The sequence below is a fragment of the Paenarthrobacter sp. TAF1 genome, from assembly GCF_052113825.1.
In the GTDB taxonomy this organism is placed as follows: domain Bacteria; phylum Actinomycetota; class Actinomycetes; order Actinomycetales; family Micrococcaceae; genus Arthrobacter; species Arthrobacter nicotinovorans.
In genome coordinates, this window is record NZ_JBFRDO010000002.1 from 122,916 (window position 1) to 138,290 (window position 15,375).

12 protein-coding genes and 2 tRNA genes are annotated in these 15,375 nt (G+C 63.9%); 4 read left to right on the forward strand and 10 right to left on the reverse strand.

What is annotated here, in order from left to right; genetic code table 11:
* Positions 1-13: 13 nt before the first annotated feature.
* A complete protein-coding gene (locus AB4Y81_RS02605) occupies positions 14-1,243 on the reverse strand; it encodes an ABC transporter substrate-binding protein (protein ID WP_441995417.1) in 1,230 nt (409 codons plus the stop codon).
* Positions 1,244-1,522: 279 nt separating this feature from the next.
* Between AB4Y81_RS02605 and AB4Y81_RS02610 the strand changes: the two genes are divergently transcribed.
* Positions 1,523-2,752, forward strand: a complete 1,230-nt coding sequence (locus tag AB4Y81_RS02610) for an ROK family protein (RefSeq protein WP_110503813.1) — start codon at positions 1,523-1,525, stop codon at positions 2,750-2,752.
* A gap of 68 nt (positions 2,753-2,820) precedes the next feature.
* Here the strand turns inward: AB4Y81_RS02610 and AB4Y81_RS02615 are convergent, their stop codons facing one another.
* The 9 genes from AB4Y81_RS02615 to AB4Y81_RS02655 form a co-directional block, all read right to left on the reverse strand.
* A complete protein-coding gene (locus AB4Y81_RS02615; RefSeq protein WP_039242464.1) occupies positions 2,821-4,392 on the reverse strand; it encodes a Na+/H+ antiporter in 1,572 nt (523 codons plus the stop codon).
* Between the two features lie 128 nt (positions 4,393-4,520).
* A complete protein-coding gene (locus AB4Y81_RS02620) occupies positions 4,521-5,177 on the reverse strand; it encodes an SDR family oxidoreductase (protein ID WP_055971600.1) in 657 nt (218 codons plus the stop codon).
* 61 nt (positions 5,178-5,238) lie between these two features.
* Positions 5,239-5,312, reverse strand: a tRNA-Met gene (locus AB4Y81_RS02625).
* A gap of 61 nt (positions 5,313-5,373) precedes the next feature.
* Positions 5,374-5,445 (reverse strand) — tRNA-Thr (locus AB4Y81_RS02630).
* Positions 5,446-5,563: 118 nt separating this feature from the next.
* On the reverse strand, positions 5,564-6,121 hold the full coding sequence (locus AB4Y81_RS02635; RefSeq protein WP_441995079.1) for a LysM peptidoglycan-binding domain-containing protein: 558 nt from the start codon (positions 6,119-6,121) through the stop codon (positions 5,564-5,566).
* Positions 6,122-6,333: 212 nt separating this feature from the next.
* Positions 6,334-8,490, reverse strand: a complete 2,157-nt coding sequence (locus tag AB4Y81_RS02640; RefSeq protein WP_441995081.1) for a DEAD/DEAH box helicase — start codon at positions 8,488-8,490, stop codon at positions 6,334-6,336.
* A 381-nt stretch (positions 8,491-8,871) separates the two neighbouring features.
* Complete coding sequence (locus AB4Y81_RS02645) at positions 8,872-9,528, reverse strand: MOSC domain-containing protein (RefSeq protein ID WP_039242562.1); 657 nt, start codon at positions 9,526-9,528, stop codon at positions 8,872-8,874.
* A gap of 32 nt (positions 9,529-9,560) precedes the next feature.
* On the reverse strand, positions 9,561-10,235 hold the full coding sequence (locus AB4Y81_RS02650; protein ID WP_055971590.1) for a response regulator: 675 nt from the start codon (positions 10,233-10,235) through the stop codon (positions 9,561-9,563).
* The gene (locus tag AB4Y81_RS02655; protein ID WP_441995084.1) at positions 10,232-11,749 is read right to left on the reverse strand and encodes a sensor histidine kinase; all 1,518 of its coding nucleotides are present in this window, start codon (positions 11,747-11,749) and stop codon (positions 10,232-10,234) included. The genes AB4Y81_RS02650 and AB4Y81_RS02655 overlap by 4 nt, the downstream gene beginning before the upstream one ends.
* Positions 11,750-11,901: 152 nt before the next feature.
* On the opposite strand from AB4Y81_RS02655, the gene AB4Y81_RS02660 reads away from it, so the two are divergent.
* The 3 genes from AB4Y81_RS02660 to AB4Y81_RS02670 are packed head-to-tail and all read left to right on the forward strand — an operon-like array spanning position 11,902 to position 15,355.
* A complete protein-coding gene (locus AB4Y81_RS02660; protein ID WP_018776754.1) occupies positions 11,902-12,624 on the forward strand; it encodes a hypothetical protein in 723 nt (240 codons plus the stop codon).
* A gap of 2 nt (positions 12,625-12,626) precedes the next feature.
* The gene (locus tag AB4Y81_RS02665; protein ID WP_441995085.1) at positions 12,627-13,832 is read left to right on the forward strand and encodes a glutathionylspermidine synthase family protein; all 1,206 of its coding nucleotides are present in this window, start codon (positions 12,627-12,629) and stop codon (positions 13,830-13,832) included.
* A complete protein-coding gene (locus tag AB4Y81_RS02670; RefSeq protein ID WP_275775760.1) occupies positions 13,829-15,355 on the forward strand; it encodes an APC family permease in 1,527 nt (508 codons plus the stop codon). Before AB4Y81_RS02665 ends, AB4Y81_RS02670 begins: the two co-directional genes overlap by 4 nt.
* The last annotated feature ends 20 nt before the right edge of the window (positions 15,356-15,375 follow it).

Here is a 15,375-nt window from a genome sequence, read left to right on the forward strand (position 1 = left end):
CCTGGAATCTGCACTACTGGCGGAACGCCAGCCGCGCCCAATCTGCGTCGAGTGTGCGGAGGGTGGATGCAGGGGACGCGCCGAAGACGATTGCCTGCGTGTAGTTCATGATGGGGATGGTGCGCGGAACCAGCACCGATGGGCCTTGGTACACGCGGGACTGCTCGTAGTACTCCACCATTCCCGCAACCCGTGGGTCGGTGGCCTTGGCGGAATCCTTGGTGGGCGCAAAGCCCAGCTGCGATGCGTTGTAGGAGTCGATTACTTCAGGACGGTAGAGGTACTCCAGGAAGTCGCGCGCGGCTTCCTTGTGCTGTGACGCTTCCGGGATCCAGGCCGCAAGGTCGACGTTGACGCGGACGCGCAGATCCTGGGGGTCCTCGGTCATCGGCAAGGGGAACGTACCCAGGTCCATGCCGGGGGCCGTCTTGGCAATTTCACTGAACGCCCAGGGGCCCTGCAGGTACATGGCCGCCTTGCCTTGGGAGAACGCGAGGTTGCCGTCCCCGTACGCCCGGCTCGCGGCATCCTTGTTGACGTAGTTCTGCGCCAGCGTCAGCATCTTCCCCACGGGCTGGTCAAAATCCTTTTGGAAGGACGCCGATGAATCCGGCACCCGGGTGCCTTCGGCGTCGAGCTTCTTGAAGAAGTCAAGGGTGTCCACTTGGCCGCCCACCGAGTAGTCGAACCATCCTTGCGCAATCGTCCAGTCGTCCTTCCACGTGGCGTAGAAGGGGGTGACACCCGCTGCCTTCAGGGCATCACACGCTGCGATCAGTTCGCTCCAGGTCCTGGGCACGGCGATGTTGTGCGCTGCGAAGATCTCCTTGTTGTAGATCACCGAGGACGCCATGACCGAGTACGGCAATGCACTGGTGCGGCCGGGATAGGAACCGTACTGGTCCATAAGCGGCTGGAGGTCCCCACGGATACGGCCGGCAGCTTCAGTGCCGGACAAGTCACTGAGTGCTCCCCTTTGCACGAAGCGGGAAGTCTCCATGTTGTAGTTCGCCAAGGCCACGTCCGGCGGGTTGCCCCTGACGAAGCTGGCCGAAACGACGTCAACGCCAGAGGTGTCCAGAACTACCTCGGTTTTGTCCTGGGAGGCGTTGTAATCTGCGACGAGCTTGGTCATGAAGCCGATGGCCTCCCGCTTGCTGAAGGTGAAGCGGATGGTCTCCTTGCCTGGTGCCCCGGTACAGCCCGAGAGGAGACCGGCCAGGAGGGCCAACCCCAAAACCATCGCCGCCAGGCGTTTCCTGCGCGTTGCTTTCACAGACTCCGTAGTCCTTTCGTCGCGGGAACTCCGGATGGCTTCCATGCCATGGCGGAGTGGCCGGCCGCGGCCTCGTCCCCAACTTTTGATAGGTGATAAATTTATAACCCATCGATAATGTTGGGTGATGGGCGCCACAGCGTCAAGTGGTGGACGAAATGTGTTGTCATCTAAATTTATGCACTAAATTTAGATACACCGTCCCGTCACTCCGATGGGCGGCTTCCTCATCCATCGGGAGTCGGAATGCTGACCGGAACTGCTCCGTCCACCCAACTCGTCCGCCGGGTTAATGCCGGCGCGATGCTCAAGGCCATGCGCGGCGCCGGAGTGGTGACAGGCACGGAACTGATGGCGTCCACCGGACTCTCCCGCGCCACGGTCATCTCCATCTGCGACGAACTTGTCAGGCTCGGGTGGCTCCAGGAACTGGAGAACCAGCGGGGAGCCGGGGAATACGTCAAAGGCAGGCCGGCCCGACGCTTCGTATTCGACGACAGCGCGGCCACCGTGATCGGAATCGACATCGGCGCCAACAAGATCACCGCGATCGTGGCTGACATGGCCGGCACTCCACTCTCCCAAGTCACCATGTCCTTCCGGACGGACACCGTGGGCGCCGATGAGCGTGCCGATGTCCTGGACAAGATCGCAGCAGACGCGTTGGAGAAGGCGGGCGCGACAGCGGACTCCGTACTGGCCGTTTCCGTCGGAGTTGCTGCCCCGGTCAGCCGTGACGGGGAAGTCCTGACCGCCCAGGAATTCTGGAAGTCCTTCGATGTCCGCGGGATCATCTCCGAGCGGCATGGATGGAAAGTACTCCTGGAAAACGATGCCAACCTGGCCGCGTTGGCCGAGCGATGGCAGGGCACAGCCCAAGGCGTGGACAACCTGGTGGTCATGCTGGCCGGCGACCGGCTGGGTTCCGGCATCCTGGAGTCCGGCCGCTTGCTCCACGGCCAGCGTGGCGGATTCGGGGAGCTCGGGTTCCTCGAAAACGTGGACGGCGTGGGCGACACCTACGGGATCGCCCACTACGCAGTGCTCTGGGGACAGGAGGCCCTTGAATCGCCGGGGGACAACTCGGTACTGGGCGAACTCTGCGGCCACGATCCCGCCGCACTGACCGCTGAAATGGTCTTCAAGGCAGCGGCCGACGGCGACCACGCCGCCTTGAAGGCCCTGGAGCGCGTGGCAGGGCGCATGGCCCGGGTGATCGGTTCCATCGCCACGTTGGTCAACCCTGAGCTGGTGGTCATTGCAGGCGGCGTGGCACCCTCGGCCCAAGCTTTGCTTCCTGGCATTGCCAAGCAGCTGCCGGACTTCACCTTCACTCCCCCGCGGCTGGCTGCCTCGGTCCTGGGCGACGGGATCGTGTCGCTTGGCGCAATCCGCCACGCCCTGGACTATGTAGAGGAACACGCCCTGGACCTTTACCCGGCGTCCTTACCGAAACACCCGGCGTCGAAACACTAAGCGTCGACACATACAGCGCGGAAACACTAAGCGTCGACACATACAGCGCCGAAAAACAGAGTGGCCGATTAGTCCGGCATCGACATGGTGCGCAGGTCCAGCTGACGCAGGACCCTGTCCGCGACCTCGGGGTCGGTCCCCAATTCGTTGCGGGCTGCCACCACTTCCTGGCGTGCCGCATCGAGGGCAATGGTCTGCACGGCGATGGACAGTTCGCGTCCTCGCTTGCGCTTTTCGGCCGCCGATTCATTCCGCAAGGTGCCGTCCAGCAGTTCGGCGTGGAGACGCCGCATCTTCTCCTTGATCAAGGCAACCTTCTCCGGCGGAAGTTCCTTCATGAGATCGTGCTCCTTGAGCGCGGCAACTGCGGCGGACTGGGCCCGCTTGGCCAGCTCCTTGGCTGCGTCCTTTTCATGGGAGCCGTCCTCCGTGGCGTCCAGAACCCGCATCAGCCATGGGAGGGTTAGCCCGGGAAGAACCAGGGTGGCCAGAAGCACGGCGCAGGAAATGACCAGGATCTCGTGCCGGGCGGGGAAATCGCTGCCGTCAGGCAACGTCAGCGGCAGCGCCAACGCAAGCGCCAACGTGGCAAGCCCGCGCATTCCGCACCAGGTCAGGATCAGCACCTCCTTGGGCGAGGTGGGCTGCAGGAGGTTGCGCCGCCGTCGGGCCGTCAGGGCAAGCAGCCCAAGCCATAGGTACCGCACCACGAAAACAAGAACGCAGATGACAACCGCCATCCCGATCATCCCGAAGATGGCTGTTCCTTCGTCCCGGATGACCTGGCGGATTTCCAGCCCCACCAGGCCGAAGGCAAGGCCCGTGGCGAGCAGCTCCACCACGTCCCAGAACGCCGTCCTGGTGACGCGCTCAGCGGCATCCTGCGGACGCGCATGGCGCTGCAGTTCCAAAGCGGTGACGACGACGGCCACCACACCTGAGGCGTGGAGCTCTTCGGCGAGGATGTACGCCGCAAAAGGAACCACCAAGGTCACGGCGCTGCGGGCCACCATGGAAGTCACCAGCTTGGTGATGAACCGGGTCAGCAAGCCCATGGCAATGCCGATCACCACAGCCAGTGCCGCGCCCAGCACGAACTGGGGGATCACCTCCGGGCCCACTTCCTTGCCGGACATCGTGGCGGCCACGGCGGCCTGGAAGATCACGATGGCCGCGGCATCGTTGAAGAGGCCTTCGCTTTGCAGGACCGTCACGAGCCGGCGCGGCATATGCACCCGCCCGGCCACGGACTCCACTGCCACGGGATCGGGGGGCGCCACCATGGCACCCAATGCGATCGCAGCAGGGATTCCAATGCCCGGAATCATGAGCCAGGCAGCACCGGCCACCGCAGCAGTGGAGACCACCACCAGGGCAACGGCCAGCAGCAGCAGTGTCCGCCAGCGCACCCGGAACACCGCCCACGAACTCTTCTGCGCCGTGGCGAACAGCAACGGAGGAAGGAAGATCGGCAGGATCAGTTCCGGCGAAATTTCAAACTCGGGGAAGCCCGGAATGAAGGTGAGCGCGACCGCAAGGAGCAGCATCAGGACCGGATAAGGAAGCCGGAGCCGGTCCCCCAGGCCAACAGCAACCACCGTTGCAAGCAGCAATCCGACTATGAGCGCCAGCTGATCCATGTTCCTGCTTCCCCGGATGGTGTAAGGCCCTTCCCCGGGCAACACCGGAAAAGTTCCCTACAAACATATCCCGAGGCACAGGCCTTCCCTCGACCGCAGCCCACCCATGAGGGGAACCGGTCCGGGTGTCAGTCCTTGGTGAGGGCGTCCACCACGTCCTCGGTCCCGTCCTTGAACGGGATGGTACGTCCAACGGTCCCGGGCAGTTCCAGGACGGCCGCAGCGACGAGCGCAACATTGGCCCGGGAGGTCCCGGTGCCCTCGGCCGGGTTTTCCGGGTTCAGCTCGATCAGGCCGGTGGCGGGGTCGTCCGTCAGGGTGCCAGGGCCCAAAACAGTCCAGTCCAGCTCGGTGCCGCGCAGGTAGTCATCGGCCGCGGCCTTGGACTCCGCATAGGCGAAGAAGGGGTTCTCCGGAGGGACCCCGTGATCCTTGGAAGCACCGAGGTAGGAAACCATGACATACCTTTGGACGTCCGCTTCTGCCGCGGCGACCATGGAACGGATGGCAGCGTCCCGGTCCACGGCGTATGTCCTGGCAGGATTGCCTCCGCCCGCGCCGGCGGACCAGACCACGGCGTCATGGCCCCGGAGCGCTTGGGCGAGTTCCGCCGTCGTCGAATTTTCAACGTCGAGCACCTCGGCGGAGGCGCCCGTCTCCGTGACATCCGCCACGTGGTCGGGATTGCGGATGAACGACGTGACGTCGTGACCTTCACCACTAAGAATCCGGGACAGATGCAGGGCCACTTTCCCGTGGCCGCCAATAATCGCGATTCGGCTCATGGACCCATTGTGTCCCATAAACGAAAAACCCCGCAGACAACATCTGCGGGGTCTTGCTCTGTAGCGGTGGGGAGGCTCGATCTCCCGACCTCACGATTATGAGTCGTGCGCTCTAACCAACTGAGCTACACCGCCACGAATGAGAAAAACCTGTGCCAAGCCGGTCAAAACCGCCTTGACACAGGCTCTCATCCAGAGCCCCCCACCGGAATCGATCCGGTGACCTCGTTCTTACCAAGAACGCGCTCTACCACTGAGCTAGGGGGGCAACGAGTAAATACTCTACCGGACGTTTTCAGAAGCTACAAATCGGCGAATCGACGGGGAAAAACGGCGTCGACACAATTTGCAAAGACGCACTTTTGCTGATCTACAAACGGAGAAAATCAGGGCAGGCGCAGCACTTGGCCCGGGTAGATCTGGTCGGGATTGGGCACCGTGTCCGCATTGCTTGCGATCAAGGCACCAAGGTCCACTCCGAACTGCGCAGCGATCCCGCTCATGGTGTCCCCCTGCTCCACCACGACTTCGGTGACACGCGGCGCCACCGGCCCTGGCTGTCCTGTCCCTGCTGCGGCCTCAGCGGCCGCCTCCTGCGCCTGTGGCTGTACTTCCGGGGCATTGGGTTCCAGTCCCTCCTGCGAGGCCTCCTCTGCGGCTGCAGCGTCCGCTGCTGCCTGCTGCTGCGCAGCTTGGGCTGCCGCGGCTTCGGCTGCGGCAGTGTCCGATGCTGAAACCTCGACGGCGGCGGCGTCCTCCGCGGCCTGGGTCACGGCAGTCTGGTCCTCCTGGGGCGCGGCAGCGACGCTGTCCACAGGAACGCTGTCCGTATGCTGCCTGTCGTCGTGCTCTGTGTCCCTATGTCCTGGGGCCGGCTGGCCTCGGTCCGCGTGTTCCTTGTCCCCGAAGCCAAGGTTCTTCTTCAAGTTATCCAGCAATCCCATGGAGCACTCCCCTGTTCTGCGCGGTTCGGTCTGTGCCTCGATCGTACGGCCGGTGTCAGCCGGGCGGAACCCGGTCCTGCCCGATATCCCGCTGCACAACGCGAAGGGTCGGGCGAACAAGACCGGGACTGGCCCGTTAAATGCCTCAGGGGGCCGGCTCGAAAGCCGGCCCCCTGAAGGGAACTACCTAATGTTTACTACCGGGCTGGTGTTTACCACTTGCCCTTGCGGTTGAAGTCGCGGTTGCTGCCTTCGCCACCCGTGCGGGGCTTGCGGGCACCGTCACCGTGACCACCGAAGCGTGAGCCGCTGGCCTGGCCGCGGTCGCGGTCGCCGTAGCTGCCTGCCGTGCGCTCGGTGCGGTCGCTGTAGGAGCGGCCGCCACGGTCAGCGGAGGAACGCTCGCCGTCGGACTTGCGGAATTCCTTCTTGAATCCGCCGTTGCCCTTGAAGTTGCCGCCTCCGCGGTTTTCACGGTCGCCGTAGCCGCCGCGTCCGCCACCGGAGTAGCCGCCACGCTCGCTGTTGGGCCTGCGGCCGTTGTCCAGCTCAAGGTGGATCAGCTCGCCACCGATGCGGGTGCGGGACAGTGCACGCAACTGCTCGGGGCTCAGGTCTGCCGGGAGCTCCACCAGGGAGTGGTCCGAGCGGATGTCGATGCCACCGATCTGTGCGGAGGAAATGCCGCCTTCGTTGGCAATGGCACCCACGATGGAGCCCGGCATGACGCGCTGGCGGCGTCCGACGGCGATCCGGTAGGTTGCGTTGCCCTCGGTGAGCGCACGGGTCGGGCCACGGGAACCGAAGCCGTCCTTGGAGCGCTCGCGCTTCTGGTACTCCGGAGCTGCGGGCAGTTCCTTGACCAGCAAGGGCTGTCCACCCTGCGCCATCACGGCCAGGGCGGCTGCGATCTCCGAAGCCGGAACGTTGTGCTCTTCCTCGTAGGAGGCGATGAGGTCGCGGAACGCAGCAACATCCTCGGACGCGAGCGTCTCGGTGATGCGCTCGGCGAACTTGCCCAGGCGAAGCGTGTTCACGGTCTCTGCGGTCGGCAGGTGCATCTGCTCCACCGGCTGGCGGGTGGCCTTTTCGATGGAACGCAGCAAGTACTTCTCACGCGGCGTCATGAAGAGGATCGCGTCACCGGAACGGCCTGCACGGCCGGTGCGGCCGATGCGGTGCACGTAGGACTCGGTGTCGTGGGGGATGTCGTAGTTGATGACGTGGCTGATGCGCTCAACGTCAAGGCCACGGGCCGCGACGTCGGTAGCTACCAGGATGTCGATACGGCCTTCCTTGAGCGCGTCAACAGTGCGTTCGCGCTGCTGCTGCGGGATGTCGCCGTTGATGGCGGCAGCCTGGAAGCCACGGGACTTCAGCTTGTCGGCGAGGTCCTCGGTAGCCATCTTGGTGCGCACGAAGGCGATGACGCCGTCGAAGTCTTCAACCTCAAGGATGCGGGTCAGGGCGTCCAGCTTGTGCGGGCCCATGACCTGCAGGTAACGCTGCTTGGTGTTGGCACCCGTGGTGGTCTTCGACTTCACGGAGATTTCAGCAGGGTTGTTCAGGTACTGCTTGGACATGCGGCGGATCTGGCCCGGCATGGTGGCAGAGAACAGGGCAACCTGGCGGCTCTCCGGGGTCTGCTGGAAGATCTGCTCCACGTCATCGGCGAAGCCCATGCGCAACATTTCGTCAGCTTCGTCAAGAACAAGGTACTGAAGCTCGGAGAGGTCCAGCGAACCCTTGGCGATGTGGTCGATCACGCGGCCGGGGGTACCGACAACAACCTGGGCACCACGGCGCAGGCCGGCGAGCTGGGGGCCRTAAGCCGAGCCACCGTACACCGGGAGGACCGTGAAGTCATCAATGTGCTTGGCGTAGGAAGTGAACGCCTCGGCAACCTGCAGGGCCAGTTCACGCGTAGGAGCCAGGACCAGGGCCTGGGTCTTGCGGGACGGGCCGTTGAGGTCGTGGAGTTCGGCCAGGCGGGAAAGGGCAGGAACAGCGAAAGCTGCGGTCTTGCCGGTACCGGTCTGGGCGAGACCGACGACGTCGCGGCCTTCAAGCAGCAGGGGGATGGTGGCGGCCTGGATGGGGGACGGCTTTTCGTAGCCGACATCCTGCAGGGCGGCCAGAACGCGGCCATCGATACCAAGATCGACGAACCTAACGCCTTCTTCTTCCTCTTCTTCTGCCTTGGGGGCAGGAGCTTCGGTGAAGGCGGGGGCTGCAGACTCAGCTGCGGCAGTCTCGACGGGGGCAGCGGCAGCAGCCGGTGCTTCAGCTTCGGCGGGTGCGGTGACCTCTGCTGTTTCAGCGGAGTCGGTGTTCCGTGCGTCGAAGTTTTCGTTGAGATTTTCGGTCATAGGGGGAAATTCCTCATCCATAGGGCAGTCGGCGCGGCCCGGTTGGGCTTGGCCGCATTACTCGTCGCAAAAGCAGGCAAGGTGCCCTGCTTTCGCAAGAAGTCCGGCGCTATCGCAATCCCATGGCAGGACTTCCCGCTGCATCTCTTGGCTGCTATCCCAGCAGTCTGTACAGCGTTTTCTTTAGCCGGCTCTCCCTATGAAAATGCCCGCACACATTTGCGGGCCCCAACACTTACCAGTCCTGCCTCAAGAATTGGGCAGGATAAAGGGATTTCCGGAGTGGGGGATATTTCAAGTGTAGGGCACAGGGTGGCCCCACCGCGACTTAAGACCCCGCGATGGCCGGGTGAGCTTGTTCACACCCGACCTCCGGAGCTGCTAGAGTCCGCTCCTCCGCAGCACTTTTTCGAACTCGGGGCGGTAATCCTCCTGCAAACGGATCTCCCCGTCCGCCTCCGCATCAAGCAGGGTCTGGACCAGTTCCGGAGTCGGATCGCTGAACCACTGGCCAACGGTGATGCCGTGCTTGGGAATGAACGTGCGGTGGACATGGTCCCCCGCTGAGATGCTTCCCGTCTTGACCACCCGCAGGTAGGTGCCCACCCGCCCGGCCTCGGAAAAGCGCTTGACCCACGTTGGTTCCCCCAAAACGCGCTGGAAGGTGGCGCAGGGTGTGCGGGGAGAGGTCACTTCAAGTTCCACATCCAGTCCGACCTTCCACCTTTCGCCGATCACAGCACCCGTGGTCTCAATGCCGGATACACGCAGGTTCTCGCCAAAGATTCCCGCGGGAAGGTCCCGCTGCAACTCGCCGGACCAGTAATCGGCGTCCTCCTGCGAATAGGCGTAAATGGCCTGGTCTTCCCCACCGTGATGCAGACGGCTGGCCTGCACGTCCCCATGGATACCCAGCTTGTGGACCTTGACCGGTCCCTCGATGGGACGTTTGTCGATGGCGGTGACGCCCACGCTTCCCAGGGGATCGGGAAGCAGTTGATGGACGCGGCAAACGGCAAGGACGGAAGCGGTGTTCATGGGCACCAGTCTACGGATGGGCGGGCAGGGGATTAAGGATCAAAACGGTAGCCCATCCCCGCTTCCGTATGCAGGTGGCGGGGTTCAGCGGGGTCCCGTTCCAGCTTGCGCCTCAGCTGGGCGATGTAGACCCGCAGATACTGGGTTTCCTTGGCATAGGCCTGCCCCCAGACCTGGGTCAGGATCTGCTGCTGGCTGACCAGCTTGCCTTTGTTCCGGACCAGCAGCTCGAGGATGTTCCACTCAGTGGGGGTCAGCCGGACTTCGGCCCCGTCCTTAACTATCCGCTTGCCGGCCAGGTCCACCACGAAATCGGCGGTGGCCAACGTTGGCTCTTCGGCTCCGGTGACCACACGACGCGACGCCACCCGGAGCCGGGCAAGAAGCTCATCCAAACCGAAGGGCTTGGTCACGTAGTCGTCCGCACCGGCGTCGAGCGCCTCCACTTTGTCCTCCGAAGCGTGCCGGGCCGACAAAACGATAATGGGCATGTTGCTCCAGCCGCGGATGCGGCGGATGATCTCCACGCCATCGATGTCCGGCAAGCCAAGGTCCAGCACCACGATGTTGACCGGATGCTTCGCGGCCGCACTTAGCGCGTCGGCTCCGTTGCCCACTGTCAGGGCCTGGTATCCGTGGGCTTGGAGGGTGACCTGCATGGCCCGGGCAATGCGGGCCTCGTCCTCAACGATCAACACCAGCGTCACAGCGGATCACCTGCCCACAGCGGCAAGGTGACAACCATGGTCAAGCCGCCACCCGGCGTCGGCTCCGCCGCGAGCCTGCCGCCCATGGCCTCGCTGAAGCCCTTCGCCACGGCAAGCCCCAAACCGATTCCGCCGCCGGTCCCTGTTCCTCCCACGGGCGCGCCCGCAGACGAATCACCAAAGCGCTGGAACGGCTGGAACATGGTGAGGACCTCCTCGTGGCCCACACCCTTCCCGTGGTCCGTGATCCGCAGTTCGCTGGCGGGCTGCTCCCCCAAGGTGATGCCCTCGCCGGTCCTGGCCGTCAGCACTACATCCGAGTCGGGGGCGTACTTCATGGCGTTCTCCACAATATTGGCGACAACCCGCTCCAGCATCCCTGCGTCCGCCTGGACGGGCGGCAGGTTGGGTGGCAGTTCGTTGCGCAGCCGCTCGTGCGGCACGCCCCGCAACGCGTCCGGCAGCACATCCGCCCACAAAATCCCGCTCAACAATGGATTTACTGCGTCGGCAGTAATGCGGGACATGTCTAGGAGGTTGTCCACCAGGTGGTCCAGGCGGTCCGCATAATCCTCGATGGTCTCCAACAGCTCCCGCTCGACTTCCCGGGGAAACGTCACATCCTCCTGCCGGAGACTGCTGACAGCGAGCTTGATTCCGGCCAAGGGAGTCCTCAAATCGTGGGACACCGCCCGGAGGATGGACGTCCTCATCTTGTTGCCCTCGGACAGCCGGATGTTGTCCCTCCTGCTCTTCACCAACTGCTGCCGCTCCCGCACCGCCACCACGAACGCGCCGAACGCCACCAGCATCCGCTGATGCTGCGGAGACAAGGGCCCTCCGCGCAGCAGCAACGTGTAATGCGGATCGACGACGGCGGCGTGGTCGGCAGCGGCATGCGTCACCGGCGGATTGGGGCCGGCGCTGGCGAGGACGCGCCATTCGGCAGGGGCGCCTCGGGCGGCGGTGGCCGTCGAGCCGAGGAGCGTCACGGCATCCATGCCGAGATTGCCGCGTACTTTCTCCAGGAAGGTCTCCAGGCTCCCATCCGAGCTCAGTATCCGGAGGGCAAGTTCACTCAGTGCCGTGGCCTCCGCCCCTGACCTTGCCGCTTCCTGCGCCCGGCGGCTGGCCAGGCCCACGGCCAAGGCCACTCCGCAGGCTACGGCCAGGAAGACGACCAAGGTGAACAACGTGGTGGGATCCGCAATGGACAACGAACCAACAGGGTCTGCGGAGAAGTAGTTAAGGAGGAAGCTGCCCAGGACCGCTGCCACTACGGCCGGCCAGAGACCCCCAATGGCCGCTACCGCTACAGCCACAGCCAGTTGGAGAAGCATGATCATGGCGAAGTTGCGGAAATTAAGGACAGTAACCGCCAGTTCCACCGCGGGCGGCAACAGAAGCGCCAGGACCAGTCCTGCCGTTACCCGTCCACGGCCGATACCGCGCACGGTGGGAAACCTCAGCAGCGCGCCGTCATCGCCGTTGCCCTGAGCCTCAGTTCCCGCCATGGCTACATCCTTACACGGTTCCAAAGGTGGGTACTTCTCCCCACTTTCCGCCGGGGTGAGTGCCTGCGGCGTTCGCAAGGACTAGGCTTGCTCTGAGCATTCCGGTCCCGGCGTGGCGCCGGGCACACCACGGTCTATCCAGGGGGATACACATGGACCCGAAAGACAGCCCTGACGCGGCCGGCAACAAAGGCAGCGGCGGGGACAACAACGATGCCTTCAACGCGGCCAACAACCCTCCCAAGCCGCCGCCATGGCAGGTACCGAAGCCGGAACTCCATCCTGAGCTCTTCACCCCTGTCGAAGACGGTCCGGAAGAGGGCGGAAAGCCGGCAAAGAACAAGCCGGCGAGGAACAAGAAGGTACCAGCCGGGGCAACAGCTGCCAGCGGCGCAGCAGGCCAACCCCAGCCGGGGCAACCCCTCCCCGTCGTGGACCCGTTCGAACGCGAACGCGAACGTGATGCCGCCGCCGCAGCCAAGAAGAAGAAGCGTTCCCAGCGCCGCACCGTCGTGGTGGGCTTGGGCGTGACGGCCCTGCTGGCTGGAACCATCACCGCCATCGTCGCCTCCAACGAGCAGGAAGCTGACTACGCCCAGGTCTGTTTCAACGAAGAAACCGGCGAGCGCGTCGACGATGACCAGTGCAACAACAGCAGCTCCGCAGGCCGGAGCTCTGGGGTTTATGCCTGGTACTTCTACTCGCGCGGTGCCAGTGTGCCCGCCGTCGGCCAGAACCGCAGCTCCTACCCGACCGCCACCAAGACCGTGCCCCAGGGAGCCAAGTCCTCCACGGGATACAGCACCAAGGGCGGCACGGTCAGTCGTGGTGGCTTCGGCAGCAGTTCCAAAAGCGGCGGAAGCTCGGGAGGCTAGGCGTGCGTCGACTGCACTCCGCGCCCAGGCCGGACTGGAAGCAAAAGATCGAAGAACAGGGCCTGGTTTTCTCCACCACCACCATGCCCGATGGCCGCAAGATCGAGTACTGGAACGAATCGGCCTACTACGAGTTCACCATGGACGAGGTGGAAACCCTCGAGAAGACCGCCGAGGACATGCACCTCATGTGCCTGGAGGCAGCGAAGTACCTTGCCAGCGGCGCCATGGGCGACATCGGCATCGGCCGCCAGGCGCTGGAGCTTGCCGCCGAGTCGCTCCAAGCCGGGGACATGGACATCTACGGCCGCTTCGACTTCATTTATGACGGCAAAGGCGGCCCGGCGAAAATGCTGGAGTACAACGCCGACACCCCCACCGGACTGATCGAAGCGTCGGTTGCCCAGTGGTTCTGGTTGCAGGATGTCTTCCCGGAGAAGGACCAATGGAACGGCATCCACGAGGCCCTGATCCGGCAGTGGAAGAAATTGCAGTTCCGCACCGGCATGAGCACCCTGCATGTTGCCCATTCCGAAGCCGAGGAGTCCGGCGAGGACTGGATGACGGCTGCCTACATGCGCGATGTGGCCAGCCAGGGCGGCTGGACCACCATCGGCATCAACATGTCCGACATCGGCTGGGATCCCAACCTGAACCGGTTCGTGGACCTGGACAATTTCATGATCAGCACCATGTTCAAGCTGTACCCGTGGGAACTGATGATGAGGGAGCCTTTCRGGCACCGCCTTTTGCAGCGCGCCCACAACCCGCGCTGGGTGGAACCGGCATGGAAAATGCTGCTGTCCAACAAAGCCCTGCTGGCCGCCCTGTGGCACCTCTACCCGAACCATGAAAACCTCTTGCCCGCCTACCTGGGAGACCCCGGACCGCTGAAGGAATGGGTGGCCAAGCCACTTCACGGACGCGAGGGAGACAACATCCGGATCCATGCACCCGGCATCGACATCTCCCAGCCCGGCGGATATGGCAGGGAAGGCTGGTGCTACCAGCAGTACCATCCGCTCCCCGACTACGACGGAAACCACCCGGTCCTGGGCCTGTGGGTGGTGGACGGCGAGTCTGTAGGGTGCGGAATCCGCGAGTCGGACGGGCCCATCACGGACTACTTCTGCCGCTTTGTTCCCAACACCATCGACTCCCCCGCGCCTGTCGCGCCCCCTGCTACTTCCTATGGAGCTGCACTATGAGCACTGAAACCTCGACGCCGGGTGGCGGCACGGCGGGCGGCGACCGTACCGCCGTCGTACCTTCCAAAGGCCTCCACGCAGGGATCCTGGACCTGGGTGACTCCGTCATGCTGGGCCTGGCGTCCACCGCGCCTGTGTACTCGCTGGCGGCCACGCTGGGCCTCATTGTTGCTGTCAACGGGAACTACACACCGTTGATCCTGGTCCTCGGATTCATCCCCGTCCTGTTTATTGCCTATGCCTTCCGTGAACTCAACAGCGCCATGCCGGACTGTGGAACAACGTTCTTCTGGGCCCGCAAAGCGTTTGGTCCGTGGGCCGGCTGGCTGGGAGGTTGGGGCGTGGCCCTTGCCGGGATCGTGGTGCTGGCAAATCTTGCCCAGATCGCCGGGAAGTACCTCTGGCTGCTGGTGGGGGATGGTTCATTGGCGGAGAACAAGTGGCTGGTGACCGCGACCGGCGTGCTGTTCATCGTGTTCATGACCTACGTGAACCACCGCGGCATCAGGCTGGGCGAACACGTCCAGAGGACACTGACTTACATCCAGTACATCTCGCTGGGCATCTTCGCGGTCGCGATCATTTTCCGGATCGCCGGCGGCGCGCCCGAAGGGCAGGCGTTCGACTTTGAATGGTTCAACCCCGCTGGGGCGTTCGCCGATCCCGGTGCCGTGGTCCACGGCGCCTTGCTGGCGTTGTTCATTTACTGGGGTTGGGACACCTGCCTCGCCCTGAACGAAGAAACCGAGAACCCGGCCAAGACTCCCGGGCGCGGTGCCGTGATCTCTGCTTCCGTGCTGGTGGCGATCTACGTTTCCGTCGCCCTGCTGGTGATGATGTACGCGACCATTGGAACCGAGGGCATCGGACTGGGCAACGAAGCAAACCAGGACGACGTCTTCCTGGCCATGAAGGATGTCGTTCTCGGCCCCTGGGGCTGGCTGATAGTCGTCGCCGTCCTGGCGTCCGTCCTGTCCTCCACGCAGACCACCATCCTGCCGACGGCGCGCGGCACACTGTCCATGGGTGTGCACGGTGCCCTCCCTGCACGCTTCGGCAAGGTCCACGAGCGCTTCATGACGCCGGGCTTCTCCACCCAGGTGATGGGCGCGGTGGCCGTGGTCTACTACGTGGCCATGAGCTTCCTGAGCGAGAACCTGCTCTCCGACTCCATCAGCGCCATCAGCCTGTTCATCGCTTTCTACTACGCACTGTCCGGGTTCTCCTGCGTCTGGTACTTCCGCTCGACACTCCGGGACTCCGCCCGCAATCTCTGGTTCCGGGGCATCCTTCCACTCCTGGGCGCGCTGTCACTCACAGCGGCGTTCTTCATCTCCGCGGTCCAGATGTGGGACCCGGCGTACGGCGATACGCAGATCTTCGGGATCGGCGGAGCTTTCGTGAGCGGCGTGCTGCTCCTGGCACTCGGCGTGGTCCTGGCAATTGTGTGCCGTTTCGCGCCCTCCACCCGGGCTTACTTCACGGGTGAGCGGGCCGACGCCGGAGTGGTACGCGGCGAGTAGCGGCCTGCTAGCTGCGGAGT